This is a genomic window from Nocardioides daedukensis, assembly GCF_013408415.1.
GTDB classification, from domain to species: Bacteria; Actinomycetota; Actinomycetes; order Propionibacteriales; family Nocardioidaceae; genus Nocardioides; species Nocardioides daedukensis.
Genome location: NZ_JACCAA010000001.1, coordinates 1,035,939 through 1,053,135 on the forward strand (window position 1 = coordinate 1,035,939; position 17,197 = coordinate 1,053,135).

17 protein-coding genes are annotated in these 17,197 nt (G+C 68.8%); 3 read left to right on the forward strand and 14 right to left on the reverse strand.

The features are described from left to right. Positions 1 to 9: 9 nt before the first annotated feature. The 6 genes from truB to rimP form a co-directional block, all read right to left on the reverse strand. Positions 10 to 876, reverse strand: a complete 867-nt coding sequence (gene truB, locus BJ980_RS05075) for a tRNA pseudouridine(55) synthase TruB (protein ID WP_179501287.1) — start codon at positions 874 to 876, stop codon at positions 10 to 12. Continuing rightward, a complete protein-coding gene (gene rbfA / locus BJ980_RS05080; RefSeq protein WP_179501288.1) occupies positions 873 to 1,331 on the reverse strand; it encodes a 30S ribosome-binding factor RbfA in 459 nt (152 codons plus the stop codon). The genes truB and rbfA overlap by 4 nt, the downstream gene beginning before the upstream one ends. 109 nt (positions 1,332 to 1,440) lie before the next feature. Beyond that, positions 1,441 to 4,395, reverse strand: a complete 2,955-nt coding sequence (gene infB, locus BJ980_RS05085) for a translation initiation factor IF-2 (protein WP_179501289.1) — start codon at positions 4,393 to 4,395, stop codon at positions 1,441 to 1,443. A gap of 130 nt (positions 4,396 to 4,525) precedes the next feature. Next, positions 4,526 to 4,855, reverse strand: coding sequence for a YlxR family protein (locus BJ980_RS05090; protein WP_179501290.1), 330 nt, complete (start codon positions 4,853 to 4,855; stop codon positions 4,526 to 4,528). Positions 4,856 to 4,915: 60 nt separating this feature from the next. Beyond that, positions 4,916 to 5,890, reverse strand: coding sequence for a transcription termination factor NusA (gene nusA, locus BJ980_RS05095; protein ID WP_179501291.1), 975 nt, complete (start codon positions 5,888 to 5,890; stop codon positions 4,916 to 4,918). Continuing rightward, positions 5,890 to 6,375: a ribosome maturation factor RimP gene (gene rimP / locus BJ980_RS05100; RefSeq protein ID WP_179501292.1), complete on the reverse strand. Its 486-nt coding sequence runs from the start codon at positions 6,373 to 6,375 to the stop codon at positions 5,890 to 5,892. Before rimP ends, nusA begins: the two co-directional genes overlap by 1 nt. A gap of 82 nt (positions 6,376 to 6,457) precedes the next feature. On the opposite strand from rimP, the gene BJ980_RS05105 reads away from it, so the two are divergent. Continuing rightward, the gene (locus tag BJ980_RS05105; protein ID WP_179501293.1) at positions 6,458 to 6,961 is read left to right on the forward strand and encodes a hypothetical protein; all 504 of its coding nucleotides are present in this window, start codon (positions 6,458 to 6,460) and stop codon (positions 6,959 to 6,961) included. Next, positions 6,958 to 7,383: a ferritin-like domain-containing protein gene (locus BJ980_RS05110; protein ID WP_179501294.1), complete on the forward strand. Its 426-nt coding sequence runs from the start codon at positions 6,958 to 6,960 to the stop codon at positions 7,381 to 7,383. The genes BJ980_RS05105 and BJ980_RS05110 overlap by 4 nt, the downstream gene beginning before the upstream one ends. Positions 7,384 to 7,626: 243 nt before the next feature. On the opposite strand, the gene BJ980_RS05115 is transcribed toward BJ980_RS05110, so the two are convergent. From BJ980_RS05115 to BJ980_RS05125, 3 genes are read right to left on the reverse strand one after another with little or no spacing between them, the layout of a single operon-like run. After that, positions 7,627 to 8,346: an HAD-IA family hydrolase gene (locus tag BJ980_RS05115; RefSeq protein ID WP_179501295.1), complete on the reverse strand. Its 720-nt coding sequence runs from the start codon at positions 8,344 to 8,346 to the stop codon at positions 7,627 to 7,629. A 4-nt stretch (positions 8,347 to 8,350) separates the two neighbouring features. Further along, a complete protein-coding gene (locus BJ980_RS05120; RefSeq protein ID WP_179501296.1) occupies positions 8,351 to 9,007 on the reverse strand; it encodes a hypothetical protein in 657 nt (218 codons plus the stop codon). A 3-nt stretch (positions 9,008 to 9,010) separates the two neighbouring features. After that, positions 9,011 to 10,837 carry a proline--tRNA ligase gene (locus BJ980_RS05125; protein ID WP_246279925.1) on the reverse strand — a complete coding sequence of 609 codons (1,827 nt, stop codon included), beginning with the start codon at positions 10,835 to 10,837 and terminating at the stop codon, positions 9,011 to 9,013. Between the two features lie 105 nt (positions 10,838 to 10,942). On the opposite strand from BJ980_RS05125, the gene BJ980_RS05130 reads away from it, so the two are divergent. Continuing rightward, positions 10,943 to 11,428, forward strand: a complete 486-nt coding sequence (locus BJ980_RS05130; protein WP_179501297.1) for an ASCH domain-containing protein — start codon at positions 10,943 to 10,945, stop codon at positions 11,426 to 11,428. Between the two features lies 1 nt (position 11,429). Here the strand turns inward: BJ980_RS05130 and BJ980_RS05135 are convergent, their stop codons facing one another. Genes BJ980_RS05135 through BJ980_RS05155 form a run of 5 tightly spaced genes read right to left on the reverse strand, consistent with a single transcriptional unit; the run spans position 11,430 to position 17,170 of the window. Further along, the gene (locus BJ980_RS05135) at positions 11,430 to 12,275 is read right to left on the reverse strand and encodes a GNAT family N-acetyltransferase (RefSeq protein ID WP_179501298.1); all 846 of its coding nucleotides are present in this window, start codon (positions 12,273 to 12,275) and stop codon (positions 11,430 to 11,432) included. A gap of 28 nt (positions 12,276 to 12,303) precedes the next feature. Further along, positions 12,304 to 13,455, reverse strand: coding sequence for a flavodoxin-dependent (E)-4-hydroxy-3-methylbut-2-enyl-diphosphate synthase (ispG, locus tag BJ980_RS05140; protein ID WP_179501299.1), 1,152 nt, complete (start codon positions 13,453 to 13,455; stop codon positions 12,304 to 12,306). 10 nt (positions 13,456 to 13,465) lie between these two features. Next, positions 13,466 to 14,680, reverse strand: coding sequence for an MFS transporter (locus BJ980_RS05145; RefSeq protein ID WP_179501300.1), 1,215 nt, complete (start codon positions 14,678 to 14,680; stop codon positions 13,466 to 13,468). A 7-nt stretch (positions 14,681 to 14,687) separates the two neighbouring features. Then, positions 14,688 to 16,034 carry a M50 family metallopeptidase gene (locus BJ980_RS05150; RefSeq protein ID WP_179501301.1) on the reverse strand — a complete coding sequence of 449 codons (1,347 nt, stop codon included), beginning with the start codon at positions 16,032 to 16,034 and terminating at the stop codon, positions 14,688 to 14,690. Continuing rightward, on the reverse strand, positions 16,031 to 17,170 hold the full coding sequence (locus BJ980_RS05155; protein ID WP_179501302.1) for a 1-deoxy-D-xylulose-5-phosphate reductoisomerase: 1,140 nt from the start codon (positions 17,168 to 17,170) through the stop codon (positions 16,031 to 16,033). Before BJ980_RS05155 ends, BJ980_RS05150 begins: the two co-directional genes overlap by 4 nt. Between the last annotated feature and the right edge of the window lie 27 nt (positions 17,171 to 17,197).

Sequence of the window (17,197 nt, forward strand, 5' to 3'; positions counted from 1 at the left end):
CTCCCACACTCAACCCACGAAGACCGCGACAGGCTTGGCCACCTGGCCGTCGACGGGTTCGTAGAGCGCCAGGAACTCGCCGTCGGGAGCGAACACCGCCGTGGTGTCGCTGATCGAGAGGGCCAGCTTGCGTCCCACCCGGACGTCGAGGGCCTGCTCCTCGTCGAGGTCCACCGAGGCAAAGCTGCGTCGGGCGGCCTCGGCGATCGGGAGCAGCGCGACATGCTCGAGATCGGTGGTGGCGCCGAGCAGGCCGAAGTCGCCGACCGAGTGCCGGCGCAACGCCGTCAGGTGACCACCGACGCCGAGGTCGGCACCGATGTCACGGGCCAGGGCACGGATGTAGGTGCCGCTGGAGCACCTCACCCGCAGCTCGAAGTCCAGGAAGTCACCCTCGCGACGGAACTCGCCCGCAGCGATCTCGTGGACGGTGACCGGGCGGGCCTTGAGCTCGACCTGCTCACCGTCACGCACGCGTTGGTAGGCACGCTTCCCGTCGACCTTGATCGCTGAGACGGCGGTGGGCACCTGCTCGATGGCCCCGGAGTAGTTCTCGACGACCGCCAGCACCATCTCCTCGGTGATGGCTGTGGTCGAGGCCGTGCTCGTCGTCTCACCCTCGGCGTCATCGGTGCTGGTGGCCTGGCCCAGACGGACCGTGGCAGCGTAGGTCTTCTCGGTCAGCATCAGGTGTCCGAGCAGGCGAGTGGCCCGGTTGACGCCCAGGACGAGCACGCCGGTCGCCATCGGGTCCAGCGTGCCGGCGTGCCCGACCTTGCGGGTGCCGACGGCACGCCGGACTCGCGAGACCACGTCGTGCGAGGTCATCCCTCCGGGCTTGTCGACGACGACGAGCCCGGACTGCTGCGAGCTCATTCCTCGTCGGGCTCGGCCTCGTCGAGAGCCTCGGCGGCCTCACGCGGCTTCTTGTACGGGTCCTCACCGGCGGCGTAGCGGGCGTTGGCACGGGTGGCCGCAACCTGCTCGTCGATCTGCCGGGCACGAGCGAGTACGTCGTCGAGCTGACGCGCGTTCTCCGGCAGTGCGTCGTGGAAGAACTCCAGCGTCGGGACGTGGCGGATGCCGAGCTGCTTGCCGACCTCGGAGCGGATGATCCCCTTGGCCGACTCCAGCGCGGCGGCGGTGTCGGCGAGCGAGTCCTCCTCACCGAGCACCGTGTAGAAGATGCTGGCGTGCTGGCTGTCGCCGGTGACGCGGACGTCGGTGACGGTCACGAATCCCAGGCGCGGATCCTTGATCCGGCGCTCGAGCATCTCCGCGACGATGATCTTGATGCGGTCCGCGATCTTGCGGACTCGTGGGCTGGCCATGTTCCTACTCTCTCAAAACTGCGCCGAGTCGGCAGTTGTTGACGCTTCTGCTTGTCAACAACTGCCGACTCGGCGACCTGTGCGGTCTAGAACTGCCGACTCGGTGGAGTCAGCCCCGCGGAATCTCACGCATCTCGAAGGACTCCACGACATCGCCGATCTTGATGTCCTGGAAGTTCTTGAGCACCAGACCACACTCGAAGCCCTCGCGGACCTCGGAGGCGTCGTCCTTCTCCCGCTTGAGCGAGGCCAGGTCGAGGTTGTCCGCGACAACGTTGCCGTCGCGCAGCACGCGCGCCTTGGCGTTGCGGCGAACGGTGCCGTCGATGACCATGCAGCCTGCGATGTTGCCGGCCTTGGACGAGCGGAAGATCTCGCGGATCTCCGCCTTGCCCAGGACAGCCTCTTCGTACTCCGGCTTGAGCATGCCCTTGAGCGCTGCCTCGATCTCCTCGATCGCCTGGTAGATGACCGAGTAGTAACGAATCTCGACACCTTCCTTGTCGGCCATCTGGCCCGCCTTGCCCTGGGGCCTGACGTTGAAGCCGATGATGATGGCGTCGGAGGCGGCGGCCAGGTCGACGTTGGTCTCGGTGATCGCACCGACACCGCGGTCGATAACGCGCAGCGAGACTTCCTCGCCGACGTCGATCTGGGCCAGCGAGTCCTCGAGCGCCTCGACCGAACCGGACACATCGCCCTTGAGGATGAGGTTGAGCTCCTGGGTCTCGCCCTTCTCCATCGAGGCCATGAAGTCCTCGAGGGTACGACGCACGCGTCGCTTGGCCTGCATGGCCGCACGCTCGCGCGCCTCACGCTTCTCCGCGATCTGGCGTGCCATCCGGTCGTCGTCGACGACGATGAACGTCTGACCGGCACCGGGGGCGGCGTTCAGGCCGAGCACCATCGCGGGACGGCCCGGGTCGGCCTCCTCGATGTTGTTGCCGTGCTCGTCGAGCATCGCGCGGACACGACCGTGGCCGGCTCCGGCAACGATCGAGTCGCCCACGCGCAGGGTTCCGCGCTGGACCAGGATCGTGGCCACCGGACCGCGACCGCGGTCGAGGTGGGCCTCGATGACCAGGCCCTGTGCGTCCTGGTCCGGGTTGGCCCGGAGGTCGAGGGACGCGTCAGCGGTCAGGACGACGGCTTCGAGCAGCTTGTCCAGGTTGAGCTCGGACTTCGCCGAGACGTCGACGAACATGGTGTCGCCGCCGTACTCCTCGGGCACGAGGCCATATTCGGTGAGCTGGCCACGGACCTTGGTCGGGTCGGCCTCGGGCTTGTCGATCTTGTTGACCGCAACCACGATCGGCACTCCGGCCGCCTTGGCGTGGTTGAGCGCCTCGATCGTCTGCGGCATCACACCGTCGTCAGCAGCCACCACGAGGATCGCGATGTCCGTTGCCTGAGCTCCACGTGCACGCATGGCGGTGAACGCCTCGTGACCGGGGGTGTCGATGAAGGTGATCCGACGCTCGTCGCCGTCGACCTCGGTCGCGACCTGGTAGGCACCGATGTGCTGGGTGATGCCACCGGCCTCCTTGTCGACCACATTCGCACTGCGAAGGGCGTCGAGGAGCTTGGTCTTTCCGTGGTCGACGTGACCCATGACGGTGACGATCGGCGGGCGGAAGGCGAGATCGTCCTCGTCACCCTCGTCGGCACCGAACTCGAGGTCGAAGCCCTCGAGCAGCTCGCGGTCCTCGTCCTCGGGGGACACGATCTGGACGGTGTAGTTCAGCTCTTCACCGAGCAGCTCGAACGTGGCTTCGTCGACCGACTCGGTCGCCGTGACCATCTCGCCGAGCGAGAAGAGCATCTGGACCAGTGCGGCAGCATCGACGTTGATCTTCTCGGCGAAGTCGGTCAGCGAGGCACCACGGGCCAGGCGAACGGTCTCGCCGTCGCCCTTGCGGACGCGCACGCCACCGATCGTCGGGGCCTGCATGGCCTCGAATTCCTGACGACGTGCCCGCTTCGACTTGCGACCACGACGCGACGGACCGCCCGGGCGACCGAAGGCACCCTGGGTCTGGCCACGCTGACCGGGACGGCCACCGCCACCGGGGCGACCGGCGAAACCGCCGGGACGGCCCGGAGCACCGGCGCCAGCACCGGGAGCGCCACCGCGACCCGGAGCACCGCCACGACCGGGCGCGCCACCACGACCGCCGGGACCACCAGGTCCACGACCGCCGCCACGGGGAGCGCCGGGCCCGGAGCCGAAGGCTGCCGGGGACTTCGGCATCATCGCCGGGTTCGGGCGAGGCATGCCCGGACGACCCTGGCCGCCACCCTCGCGGGAAGCGGGGGGACGCGGAGGACGGTTCGGGTCGCCACCACGGTCTGCACCGCGATCTGCCGGACCACGGTCGGCCGGGGCGCCTGCGGGGCCACGGTCGGCCGGAGCCGGACGACGGCCCATGCCCTGGGAAGACGAGAACGGGTTGTTGCCCGGGCGGGGCGTGCCACCGGGCTTGCCAACCGGACGGGGGGCCGGAGCCTTGGGTGCCGGAGCCTTCGGCCCGGGGGCCTTGGGCGTGGGTGCGGAAGCCTTGGCCGCGGGGGCCTCGGCAGCAGGTGCCTCGGCCGGCGTCTCGGCAGCAGGCGCCTCAGCGGCCGGTGCCTCGACCGGCTTCTCAGCCGACTTCTGGGCCGGCTTCTTGGCGGCAGGCGCCTCGGCGACCGGTGCCGGAGCGGCAGGCTCCTCGGCGGCCTTGCGGGGACCCGGACGCGGGCCACCCGGCTTGGGGGCGGCCTTGGCCGGTGCTTCGGCAGCGGGTGCCTCGGCGGGGGCTGCAGCCGGCTTGGCGGCAGCCTTCTTGGCAGCCGGCTTGGGAGCTGCCGACTTGGCGGGTGCGGGTGCGTCGGCTGCGGGAGCGTCTGAGGCGGATGCCTTGAGCTGCTCGCCGTACTCCTTCTTCAGCCGGTTCGCGACCGGGGGTTCCACGGTCGACGATGCGGACTTGACGAACTCGCCCATCTCCTTCAGCTTCTCGAGAACAATCTTGCTCTCGACGCCGAATTCCTTGGCGAGTTCGTGTACTCGGGGCTTGGCCACGTTTCTCCTTCTGGCCACGCCCCGTCCTGCAGGTAGCAGGGAAGGTGATGCGCGGCCGTTAGTGGTTGTGCAAACTCATCGGGAAGTACTCATCGAGTGCTCATGAGCTGCTGCTCCAGTTCCTGGTCGGTCATTCACGGTGTTGGTCTGTGGTCTTGTCGATCCAGTCCCGAACTGCTTGCACATCTGCGCCTCCGGTGAGCCTGAGGGCTCGCGGGAAAGCACGTCTGCGCTGTGCCAGTTCGAAGCATTCGACCGTGGGGTGCAGGTGCGCTCCCCGGCCGGGGGCTGTGCCGTCAGGGTCGGGCACCACGGTCAACCCGTGGTCCTCCGAGCCGGCGACAACCCGCATCAACTCAGCCTTGGTGGCTCTCACCCGACAACCAATGCAGGTCCGGACAGGGCCCGGGCGCGTCGATGTGTCGATTGTGAAAACCACCAGAGGAGAGTCTAGCCCCATCCGGGCGCAGGACCGAACCGGGTTGTGACCCGTGTGACGATCCTGCGCCGCGAGGACGGTTCAGGCGATCGGTGCCTCATCGGAGCGGATGTCGATGCGCCAGCCGGTGAGGCGGGCGGCCAGACGAGCATTCTGCCCTTCCTTGCCGATCGCCAGGGAGAGCTGGAAGTCGGGCACGATCACCCGAGCAGAGCGCTCGGCGAGCGAGACGATCTCGACCGAGCTCACCCGCGCCGGGGAGAGCGCGGCGGCAACGAGCTCGGCCGGGTCCTCGGACCAGTCGACGATGTCGATCTTCTCGCCGTGGAGCTCGGACATGATGTTGCGCACGCGCTGGCCCATCGGACCGATGCAGGCACCCTTGGCGTTCACGCCGGCGACCTTGGAGTGGACGGCGATCTTGGTGCGGTGACCGGCTTCACGGGCGATCGCGGCGATCTCGACCGTCCCGTCCGCGATCTCGGGGACCTCGAGGGCGAAGAGCTTGCGGACCAGGTTCGGGTGCGTGCGCGACAGCGTGATCTGCGGGCCGCGCATGCCCTTGCGGACCGAGACCACCATGCACTTGATGCGGGCACCGTGCTGGTAGTTCTCCCCGGGAACCCGCTCGCCGAGCGGCAGGATCGCCTCGAGCTTTCCGAGGTCGACCATCACGTCGTCGGGGTTGCGGCCCTGCTGGATGATGCCGGAGATGATGTCGCCCTCCTTGCCGGCGAACTCACCGAACCTCACCTCGTCCTCGGCGTCGCGCAGGCGCTGGAGCATGATCTGCTTCGCCGTGGTGGCCGCGATCCGTCCGAAGCCGGCCGGGGTGTCGTCGTACTCCGCGAGCAGGTTGCCCTCCTCGTCCACCTCGGCGGCGAGCACCGAGACGTGACCGGTCTTCTGGTTCAGCTCGACCCGCGCGCGCGGCTGGGCGCCCGGGCTCTTGTGGTACGCCGTCAGGAGCGCCTGCTCGATGGCGTCGACGAGGACGGAGAACTTGATCTCCTTCTCCTTCTCCAGCATGCGGAGAATGTTCATGTCGATGTCCATCAGGCGTCCTTGTTCTTTCGGTTGAACTCGATTTGTACCTTTGCCTTGGCCACGTCGGCGTAGGCAACTTCGCGCGTTTCTCCATCGACGAGCAGCTCGGCCGAGGCCTCGCCGGCGCCGGTGATGCGCCCTTCGACCTCGCCACCCTCGACCAGGCTGATCTTGACCAGCCGATCGGTGTTGCGCCTCCAGTGCCGGGGCAGGGTGAGCGGACGGTCCACGCCGCGCGAGGTGACCTCGAGCGTGTAGGGGTGCTCACCCATCACGTCGGAGTCCTCATCGAGCACGCGCTCGATCTCGCGCGTCGCCTCGGCGACGTCGTCGAGGTTGACGCCACCGTCCTTGTCGACCGCGACGCGCAGCACGCGCCGCTTCCCGGCAGGAGTTATCTCGACTGCCTCGACATCCAGACCCAGTGCGGCCAGGGGGTCGGTGAGTTCCGCTTCGATGCGATCCCTGGTGGCGTCAGACTTGGCGCTGCTCATGGGCGACCTCCTTTGTGCTGTTGTGGGGCTCAACCATAGCGGCAGAAACCTCGCGGCCACCCATGGGCGTTAGAGTCTGCGCGTGCCGCACCGTTCCCTGCCCGTGCTTCGTCGTACGACGTTGGCTGCCGCGCCCCTGCTGGTGCTGGCCGGATGCGAGTGGGGCCCTGGTCGCGGGAGCACCGATCTGCCCGGTGCCGCGCCGTCGACACCTCCCGATGCCGAGCAGGTGAGGGCCGCCGTGGCGGCCATCCGGGCGGCAGATGCGCTGCTCACTGCCGTGACCGGCACGCACATCGGCCTCTCCGATGCGTTCACTCCCCTGACCCGGATGCACGGGTCCCACCTCGAGCTCCTCGATGCCGGGGAAGACGACCCCGAGGACACCGCGGCGCCTCGGGTCTCGTCGAAGGCAGCGCTCGCCTGGAAGCAGGTGGTGACCAGCGAGCAGAAGCTCTCCACCGAGCTGGCCCGTCTGGCCGGCGAGGTCTCGAGTGGCCAGCTCGCGCGCGTCCTGGCGGCGATGGCTGCCGGTGGCGTCCAACGGGTCGCCGAGCTCCCTGCGCCCCCGAGGGGCCAGGCATGAGCGCCGCGGTCGAGGGACTCCAGTCCACGCTGGCCGCCGAGCACGCGGCGGTGTGGCTCTACGGCGTGCTCGGTGGCCAGACCTCGTCGAGCGCCCAGCCGTCCCTGAGCAAGCGGGTCGGTGAGACCTATGTCATCCACCGCAGCCGTCGCGACCAGCTGACCCGCTGGCTCCGCGATGCCGGTGAGGTCCCGGTCGCGTCCGAGGTCGCCTACGAACTCCTCAACGAGGCCAGCACGCCGGCCGAGGTGAGCGCCATCGCCGTCGATGTCGAGCACGCCTGCACCGAGACCTACGCCGACCTGGTCGCTCGCGCCGTGGGCTCCCAGCGCCGGTGGGCCATCGCTGCCCTGATCGATGCGGCGCGCCGCGAGGTGCGCTTCGGCGGGACCGCCGAGGACCTTCCCGGCATCGGAACCTGAGGCTGCCGAAATGGTCGAAGGCCCCCATCCACTGGATGAGAGCCTTCGGCCGCCGAGATCGTTGGGCGGTGAACCGGCGCCGGGGAAGCCCCGAGATCTGCCCCGACGCCGGTGTGTCCACCAGGATGTGAACACCGCCAGGACGATCCTCCCCTACAACCTTTGCAATTCCCACCTCTTGGTGACTGCAGGTTCTTGCACTGCACAAACCTGCAAAAGTTCCACGCGGGAAGGGCGACAGGATCAGGCGTTCCAACCGGCCACGATGTCGCCGACCTCGGCCAGCTCGCTGGCCACCGCGTCGGGTGTCCCCTCGGTGTGCCCGATCTGCTGCGCCGGGATCAGGCTGTGTGGGATGTGGATCGCCCGCATCCCCGCGTTCTGCGCCCCCCAGACGTCATCGAAGAGGCGATCGCCGACATAGACGCACGCGGCGGGATCCTCGATCCCCACCGCCGCACGAGCCGCAGCGAACGCGTCCGGGGACGGCTTGGTCCACGGGATCTCGCTCGTGTAGACGTCCCCGTCGATCAGCTGGTCGACCCCGTCGCGCCGGAAGAACTCCTCGTGCCAGGCACGCGGCCAGATCGTGTTGGACAGCACGCCGACCCTGATCCCGGCCTCGTGCAGCCGCTCGAACAGCGGCACCACCTGGGGATCGGTGAGCGTGTGCGGCTCCCAGAACTCGCGGTAGGCCTGCAGCAGGTCGGGGTCGTGGTCCAGGCCCGCCTCGGTGAACAGGTCCGCCACGGTCGCGCTGCGCTGGTGGTCGCGCGACCAGCCCCACACCGTGTCGCCGGCAGCGTGCAGGCGATCGGCACGAGCGTGGTGGTCATCGTCGGGCGTCGGCGTGGCGATCACGGCCTGGGCCAGGGCGAGCGACTCGGCGTGGAAGTCGATATCGTGCCACTGGGTGAGGGTGCCGCCCCAGTCGAAGATGACGGCCTTGATCGCTGGATTCACCAGGTCAACCTAGCGCCTCGGTGATCGCGCGACCCAGGGCGAGGCGCTGCTGGAAATGCACCGCATCGACCTCGCGGGTGGACATCAGGACCAGTTCGTCCTCGAGCCCGATCACCCAGAGTCGACTGGCATGGATCGCCTCGACGAACGGCGCGATCCGATCCTGTACGGCGGCGAACTCGCCGCCGACCAACATCTGGGTGTGGAAGTTCACGAACCCCGAGCGTCCCTTGAACCGCGCCGGGAAGTAGCGCAGCTCGTGCCGGCTCGGCAGCGAACGGACGATGAACTCCGGCGTCCCGGCGCAGGGGAACCTGATCACCTGTTGATGGGTGCGAAACGTCAGCGGCGAGCCGAGGGTGCGCGCGTGAGTGACCCACGACTCCGCGACGAACTCGTCTGCCCGGCCCTGCAGGACGAGCTCGCACTCCCCCGCCACGACCCGCTCGGCACCCAGCCGCTCGTCATACGTGCGACCTGACGCCTCCTCACCTTCGGCGAGCGACCAGCCCTGCTCCGCACCGAGGCGGCGCAGTCCGTCGCGCCGGGCGGCACGGGTGCGCGGCGAGCCGCCCGCAAGTCCCGGCGACCTCATCACCAGGACGACCCCGATGCACACGCCGACCAGGACGACCGCCACGGCGAACTGGGCGGCGTCCACGAATCAGCCGCGGACCAGGTCAGTCAGGTGCCGGACGATGTCGCCCAGGGCGACGCTCTCGCGCTCCCCGGTGCGGCGGTCCTTGACCTCGATGGTGCCGTCCTCGGCCAGCCCGCGGCCGACGACCACGATCGTCGGCACACCGATCAGCTCGGCGTCCTTGAACTTCACGCCGGGGCTGACCTTCGTGGGACGGTCGTCGAAGATGACCTCCACGCCGGCCCGGCCCAGCTCGGCGGCGATCCGCTCGGCGGCGGCGTAGATGTCGGGGTCCTTGCCGGTGGCGACCAGATGGATGTCGGCCGGGGCCACCTCGCGGGGCCAGATCAGGCCGGCGTCGTCGTGGTTGTCCTCGGCGATCACCGGGACGGCGCGCGAGACGCCGATGCCGTAGGAGCCCATCGTGACGGTGACCAGCTTGCCGTTCTCGTCGAGCACCTTGAGGTCGAGCGCCTCGGCATACTTTCGGCCGAGCTGGAAGATGTGCCCCATCTCGATCCCGCGAGCCGTCTCGAGCGTGCCGTGGCCGTCCCCGGCCGCACAGTTGGGGCAGGCGTCGCCGTCGCGGACCTCGGCGGCCTCGATCGTGCCGTCGCCGACGAAGTCACGTCCGGCGACCAGGTCGATCACGTGCTGGCCGGCCACGTCGGCGCCGGTCACCCAACGGGTGCCCTCGCTGACCCGGGGGTCGAGAAGGTAGCGGATCTGGCTGGCGGACTCCTCACCGAGCACGCCGGGGCCGATGTAGCCCTTGACCAGTGCCGGGTGCTTGCGGAACTCGGTCTCGTCCATGGGCTCGACCTCGATCGGCTCCAGCTGACCCTCGAGGCGCTTCTGGTCGACCTCCCGATCGCCCGGTATGCCGATGGCGAGCGGTTCGCGGGTGCCGTCGGGGTGCTTGAGCATCACCATGACGTTCTTCAGGGTGTCGCCCGCCGTCCAGGCGCGGTCCTCGCGGGGGAAGGCCTGGTTCAGGTGCGCGACCAGGCTCTCGATGGTGGGGGTGTCGGGCGTCTGCTCCGCGTGGGCGGCCGGGACACCGTCGTACGCCACTGCAGCAGGGCTCGGCACCGCCACGGCCTCGACGTTCGCGGCGTAGTCGCAGGTGGTGCACTGCACGAAGGTGTCCTCGCCGACTGCGGAGCGGGCCAGGAACTCCTCGCTGCGTGAGCCGCCCATCGCGCCACTGGTCGCCTTGACGATCACGTAGTCGAAGCCGAGCCGGTCGAAGGTCTTGACGTAGGCCTCGCGGTGGGCGGCATAGGACCTGTCGAGACCCTCGTCGCTGGTGTCGAAGGAGTAGGAGTCCTTCATCGTGAACTCGCGTCCGCGCATCAGGCCCGCGCGGGGCCGCGCCTCGTCGCGGTACTTGGTCTGGATCTGGTAGAGCCAGACCGGCAGGTCCTTGTAGGACGAGTAGAGGTCCTTCACCACCAGGGTGAACATCTCCTCGTGCGTGGGGCCGAGCAGGTAGTCGGCTCCCTTGCGGTCCTTGAGGCGGAACAGTCCGTCGCCGTATTCGGTCCAGCGGTTGGTCGCCTCGTAGGGCTCACGGGGCAGCAGCGCAGGGAACTGGAGCTCCTGGGCGCCCATCGCGTCCATCTCGTCCCGGATGATCGCCTCCACCTTGCGGAAGACCCGCAGGCCCAGCGGCAGCCAGGTGTAGATGCCCGGCGCCGCGCGGCGGATGTAGCCGGCGCGGACCAGGAGCCGGTGGCTGGGGACCTCGGCGTCGCTCGGGTCATCGCGCAGCGTGCGGGCGAACAGGTTGGACATGCGCAGGACGCGAGCGGTGCCGCTGGTGCGAGCGTTCCCGGTGGACTCAGTCATGCGCGCAAGGTTATCCGTCGCGACCGCCAATCCTCATTCGGGTTTCCTCCGACCTCGCCCGCCCACCCCGGCTGCGTCGTGGGGACCAGGCCCTAGTGTTCAGCCATGACCGAAGACGATGCGATCGAACGCTTCTGGGCCGATGCCAAGGTGCGCGCCAACCTGAACCGGCTGCGCGCCTACACGGGTCCGAACGCGAGCGAATCGCTCCGGCCTCCCGCCTGGGCCTTCGGCGACAGCCCGGAGCTGGCCGACGAGTTGCTGCAACTCGTGCTCTCGGGCACCAAGACCGCCACCGCCGGCGCGCTCGCCGACTACCAGGCCGAGGACGAGCCGCTGCCCACCGTGGGCAGCCTCTCGATCGTCACCGACGGAGCCGGACGGCCTCGGGTGCTGATCCAGACCACCGTCGTCGAGACCGTGCCGTTCGGCGAGGTCGACGCCGAGCACGCCCGTCTCGAAGGAGAGGGCGATCTGTCCCTGGCGTCCTGGCGCGAGGCACACCTCGACTTCTTCACTCGTGGCGGCCACCAGGTCACCGACGATTTCCCGGTGGTCACCGAGCGGTTCCAGATCGTCTGGCAGCCCTGAGTCAGAACATGATCGTGGTGAACTCGGCCGTGGTCTCGAAGCCTGCCCTGAGGTAGGCCTTCTGGGCCGACACGTTGTGCTCGTTGACATAGAGCGAGACCACCGGCGCGATCTCCGCGAGCACGATCTCGACGACCGCAGCCATCCCGGACGTGGCCAGGCCCTCACCCCGCCGATCGGGTACTACGTACACGCCCTGGATCTGCGCGGCGTGCGGTGAGGCGCACGCGACCTCGGCCTTGAAGATCGTCCGGTCACCCTCGAAGATCGCGAACTGCCAACCACGGGCGATCAGCTGGCGCACCCTGGTCCGGTAGAGCGCTGCGCCACCGCCGTACTCGGGTGAGAGGCCGACCTCCTCGGTGTACATCGCCACGCAGGCCGGATAGACCGAGTCGAAGTCGGAGCCCTCGGTGCGTCGTACGCCCGGATGGCCCGGCACCGCTGGCGGGCCCGCGATCTCCATGTGCCACTGCCCGCGGCGGAGCTCGCGTGCCGGGGACCACTGCGGGGCGACCTCGTCCCAGATCGCCTCGACTTGGGGCGAGGGTCCGACGAACGTCGAGACCGTGTGCCGAGCACGCAGGGCCGGCTCCACGAAGAGCCCGATGTCCTCGAGCCGAATCCCGATCGGCACCAGGTTGGCACCGATGTGCATCGCGCCGTCGAGCTGGCCGTCCCGGAAGATCCCGACCACCTGACCGCCGAGCCAGCGCGGCTCCAGTCGCGTGGTCCGGGCGCGGTAGTCGACGAAGCAGTTCACCACGGGCTCGCGGGAGACGAACTCGCAGAACGCCTCCAGGTCCTTCGACCCCAGGACGCGGACCGGGTTCGCGAAGATCGCCATGGCAGGCGACTCTACTGGTGAGATCGGCTCAGGAGATGCTCACCGCTGCCGTGGCGCCCTCGACCGGCTCCATGTCCTCGGCGAGGCGCATGGCCTCCTCGATCAGGGTCTCCACGATCTGCGACTCGGGCACGGTCTTGATGACCTCGCCCTTGACGAAGATCTGTCCCTTGCCATTGCCGGAGGCGACCCCGAGGTCGGCCTCACGGGCCTCACCAGGACCGTTGACGACGCAGCCCATGACGGCCACCCGCAGCGGCACCTCCATGCCCTCGAGACCGGCGGTGACCTCCTCTGCGAGCTTGTAGACGTCGACCTGGGCGCGTCCGCACGAGGGACACGAGACGATCTCCAGCTTGCGCGGGCGCAGGTTGAGCGACTGCAGGATCTGCAGGCCGACCTTGACCTCCTCGACGGGAGGAGCACTCAGCGAGACCCGGATCGTGTCGCCGATGCCGTTGCCCAACAGGTGACCGAAGGCGACCGCGGACTTGATCGTGCCCTGGAAGGCGGGGCCGGCCTCGGTGACGCCCAGGTGGAGCGGCCAGTCGCCCTTCTCGGCGAGCATCTCGTAGGCGCGCACCATGACCACCGGGTCGTTGTGCTTGACCGAGATCTTGAAGTCGTGGAAACCGTGCTCCTCGAAAAGGCTGGCCTCCCAGACCGCGCTCTCGACGAGGGCCTCGGGGGTTGCCTTGCCATATTTCTCGAGCAGGCGCTTGTCAAGCGAGCCGGCGTTGACGCCGATCCGGATCGAGGTGCCGGCGTCCTTCGCGGCCGCGGCGATCTGCTTGACCTGGTCGTCGAACTGGCGAATGTTGCCGGGGTTCACCCGGACCGCGGCACAGCCGGCGTCGATCGCGGCGTAGACGTACTTCGGCTGGAAGTGGATGTCGGCGATCACCGGGATCTGGGACTTCGCAGCGATGGCCGGCAGCGCCTCGGCGTCATCCTGGCTCGGGCAGGCGACCCGCACGATGTCGCAGCCCGCGGCGGTGAGCTCGGCGATCTGCTGCAGGGTGGCATTGACGTCGGAGGTGAGCGTCGTGGTCATCGACTGCACCGAGATCGGCGCGTCTCCCCCGACCTCGACCTTGCCGACCTTGATCTTGCGGCTCTTGCGGCGCGGACTGAGCACGGGCGGAGGCGCTTCGGGCATGCCCAGACTGATCGCGGTCATGACTGCGAGTCTACGTGGGCGTGGTCAACGCCGTCGGCGGGGCGGTCTCGCTCGCACGCAGCCACGGGAGCACCGCGATCAGCGCGATCGCCCCTGTCGCCACGAAGGCCCATTCATATCCGGCCTGGTCGGCGATGACGCCGATCAGGATCGGCCCGAGGATCGCTCCCGCGTCCTGGGCCATCTGGAAGGTGGCCAGCACCTTGCCGCCCGAGCGCTCCTGTCCGACGACGTCTGCCACGGCTGCCTGCTGGGCGGGGTTGAGGAGCCCTGCCCCGACCCCGGAGAAGGCCGAGAGGAACAGCAGGCCGGCCAGTCCGGTGACCAGCCCGATGGCACCGAGGCCGAGGGCGGTGACCACCAGTCCGGCCAGCACCATCGGACGCCGACCGACCTGGTCGGCCAGGCGGCCACTGAACTGCAGGGTGAGCGCCGTGCCGACTGCAGCGCACGCCAGGGCCACGCCGGCCACCCAGGTGTCATCGTGGATGGCGACCGCCAGCTGCGGCAGGATCGCAACCCGGACCCCGAAGTTGCACCAGCCGTTCGCGAACGCCGAGACCAGGCTGGCCCGGTAGGTGCTCGAGGCGAGGGCCTCGCTGAGCTGCATCGGTGGCTGGACGGGGGCACCGGGGTCGGGCCGCAGCCGTGCTCCGGAGAGGCGTACGCCGACCACGCTCGCCGCGATCACCAACGCGACCGCATAGACCACGAACGGGACGCGTAGACCGAAGCCGGCCAGTGCACCGCCGGCCAGCGGACCGACCATGCCGCCGACCAGGAACGAGGAGGCATAGGCGGAGCTGACCCGACCGCGGATCCCCGGTGGTGCCAGCCGGACGATCAACGCCATCGCGGAGACCGTGAACATCGTCGAGCCGACGCCGCCGAGGCCGCGCACCAGGAGCAGCTGCCAGTAGGACTGGGCGAAGGCGGTCGCCAACGAGGACGCTGCCACGATCAGCAACCCGACCAGATACACCGGACGCTCCCCCAGCTTGGCCACGAGCGCACCGCCGGCGGGTGCGAAGACCAGCCGGAAGAACGCGAACGCGGAGACCACGACCGACGCCCCGGCCACGCCGACGTCGAAGCTGCGGGCATAGGCGGGCAGGACCGGTGCGACCAGCCCGTAACCAAGAGCGATCAGGAAGGCCGCTGCGACCAGGACCCAGATCTCGGAGGGGATCGGGATCCGCGCTCCGGGTGCGTTCTTTTTCCTCACGAACGCATCAGGTGATGCTGATCGGCACCACGAGGTCGCCGACGATGAGCACCAGGCTCATCACCAGGAAGGCCCCGGCCACCACGTAGGCGATCGGCAGCAACCGGGCGACGTCCACATAGCCCGGGTCGGGCTTGCGACGGAGCTTGGCGATCCCGCGCCGCAGGCCCTCCCACAGTGCGCCGGCGATGTGTCCACCGTCGAGCGGGAGGAGCGGGACGAAGTTGAACATCCCGATGAAGAAGTTGAAGCCGGCGATCAGCATGAGCAGCATCACCGCCTTCTCCTTGACCGGGAACTCCTCGTGAGCCGCGGTCTCGCCGGCGATCCGACCACCGCCGACCAGGCTCATCGGCCCCTCGGGGTCACGCTTCTCGAGGCCGACGATGGCCTGTCCCACGTCCCACACCTTGGCGGGCAGGGTGGTCAGCGCCTGGGCGGTCTGCACCGTCATGGTGCCCATCTGGTCGAGGGTGTAGAAGACCCCGCCGGTGGCGATGTAGGCGTTCGGCTCCACGCCGAGGAACCCGACGGCCGTGAGGCTCTGATCGCTCAGTGACGTCGGCCGGTCGCTGACCACGGTCTCGGTCTCGAGATCGGTGCGCTTGCCGTCGCGGACCACGGTGATCACGGCGGCGTTGTCGGCGTTGGACCGGATCAGCTCGGAGAGCTTGTCCCAGTCCCCGTTGATCTCGGTGCCGTTGAACGCGACGATGCGGTCGCCCTCCTCGAGCCCTGCGTCTGCTGCCGGGCTGGTCGGGTCAGCTGGAGTGCACTGACGGCCCGACTCCTCGAACGGCACGATGCACGGCTGGACCCCGGCCACGACCGGCTCGGAGCGCTGGTCGCCGATGTTGCCGTAGGTGGCGAAGAGCCCGGCGAAGATGAAGAAGGCGATCAGGATGTTCACCGTCGGGCCGGCGGCCATCACTATGACCTTCTTCCACCAGGCCATCCGGTAGAAGAGGCGGTCGTGGTCCTCGGGCTGGACCAGCTCCCACTCCGCGGCACGGGCGTCGCTGATCAGCTGGGTGAACATGCCGGTGTTTGACTGGCGGATCCGGATGCTCTGGTTGCCGTGCTCGTCGACGACGGTCTCCTCGACGGAGTCCTTCTCCGGGGGCAGCATCCCGACGATCTTGACGAAACCGCCGAGCGGGATCGCCTTGATGCCATATTCGGTCTCACCGATCTTCTTCGACCAGACGGTGTTGCCGAAGCCGACGAAGAACTGCGTCACCTTGCCGCCGAACCGCTTGGCCCAGACCATGTGACCGAGCTCGTGCAGGGCGATCGAGACCAGGATGGCGACCACGAAGATCACCACGCCGAGCGTGTAGTAGAGCACGGTCATGCCGGGCTGGTCCCTTCAGAACTTGTCACGGGGGCGTTGCCGTTCTCGGCAATCACCCGGGCCGCCGCCTCGCGCGCACCCGCGTCCGCGGCCAGTACGTCCTCGACGGTGAGGTCTGCCGACAACGGTACGTCGTAACCCGAAAGAACGCGCGCCACGACGTCGACGATCCCCGTGAACGGGAGGCGCCCGTCCATGAAGGCCGCCACGCAGACCTCGTTGGCGGCGTTGTAGACGGCAGGAGCGATGCCCCCGCGCTCGCCTGCCTCGCGGGCCAATCGGACCGCCGGGAACGCCTCGTCGTCGAGGGGGAAGAACTGCCAGGTCTCGGCGACGCTCCAGTCCACTGCGGGGGCGACCTCGGGGATCCGGTCGGGCCAGTTCAGGCCGAGCGCGATCGGGATCATCATCGTCGGCGGGCTGGCCTGCAGGATCGTGGAACCGTCGTTGAACTCCACCATCGAGTGGACCACCGACGTGGGATGGACCACCACCTCGATCCGGTCGAACGGGATGCCGAACAGTAGGTGCGCCTCGATCACCTCGAGGCCCTTGTTGACCAGGGTCGCGGAGTTGATCGTGACCACCGGACCCATCGACCAGGTGGGGTGGTTCAGTGCCTCGGCAGGTGTCACGCCGGCCAGCTCGTCGCGGGTCCGGCCACGGAAGGGGCCACCGGACGCGGTGAGCACAAGGCGGCGTACCTCCTGCGGCGTTCCGCCGCGCAGGCACTGGGCCACGGCCGAGTGCTCGCTGTCGACCGGGACGATCTGGCCAGGCTTCGCTCGTTCGGTGACCACCGATCCCCCGATGATCAGCGACTCCTTGTTGGCCAGGGCGAGGGTGTTGCCGGCGTCGAGGGCGGCCAGCGTCGGGCGGAGTCCCACCGCGCCGGTGATCCCATTGAGGACCACGTCGCACTCCATCCCCGCTGCGACGACCGAGGCGTCCTCGCCCAGGCCCGAGTAGGCCGGAGCGAACTCGGCGACCTGGGAGTCGAAGAGCTCCTGGTTGGACCCGCCGGCGGTGAGGCCGACGACCCGGAACCTGCCCGGGTGCGCCCGGACGAGCTCGAGCGCCTGCGTGCCGATCGAGCCCGTGGAGCCGAGGATGACGAGATCGCGAGTGGGAGTCACCGCCACATCATCGCAGCCCCACAGGCC

What these genes read in the sequence shown, in the direction of transcription:
- truB (WP_179501287.1), bottom strand. Translation starts at nt 876, where the DNA reads ATGAGCTCGCAGCAGTCCGGGCTCGTCGTCGTCGACAAGCCCGGAGGG.
- BJ980_RS05150 (WP_179501301.1), bottom strand. Translation starts at nt 16,034, where the DNA reads ATGACCGTGCTCTACTACACGCTCGGCGTGGTGATCTTCGTGGTCGCC.
- BJ980_RS05110 (WP_179501294.1), top strand. Translation starts at nt 6,958, where the DNA reads ATGAGCGCCGCGGTCGAGGGACTCCAGTCCACGCTGGCCGCCGAGCAC.
- BJ980_RS05090 (WP_179501290.1), bottom strand. Translation starts at nt 4,855, where the DNA reads ATGGGGCTAGACTCTCCTCTGGTGGTTTTCACAATCGACACATCGACG.
- rimP (WP_179501292.1), bottom strand. Translation starts at nt 6,375, where the DNA reads ATGAGCAGCGCCAAGTCTGACGCCACCAGGGATCGCATCGAAGCGGAA.
- BJ980_RS05135 (WP_179501298.1), bottom strand. Translation starts at nt 12,275, where the DNA reads ATGGCGATCTTCGCGAACCCGGTCCGCGTCCTGGGGTCGAAGGACCTG.
- ispG (WP_179501299.1), bottom strand. Translation starts at nt 13,455, where the DNA reads ATGACCGCGATCAGTCTGGGCATGCCCGAAGCGCCTCCGCCCGTGCTC.
- BJ980_RS05130 (WP_179501297.1), top strand. Translation starts at nt 10,943, where the DNA reads ATGACCGAAGACGATGCGATCGAACGCTTCTGGGCCGATGCCAAGGTG.
- nusA (WP_179501291.1), bottom strand. Translation starts at nt 5,890, where the DNA reads ATGGACATCGACATGAACATTCTCCGCATGCTGGAGAAGGAGAAGGAG.
- BJ980_RS05125 (WP_246279925.1), bottom strand. Translation starts at nt 10,837, where the DNA reads ATGACTGAGTCCACCGGGAACGCTCGCACCAGCGGCACCGCTCGCGTC.
- rbfA (WP_179501288.1), bottom strand. Translation starts at nt 1,331, where the DNA reads ATGGCCAGCCCACGAGTCCGCAAGATCGCGGACCGCATCAAGATCATC.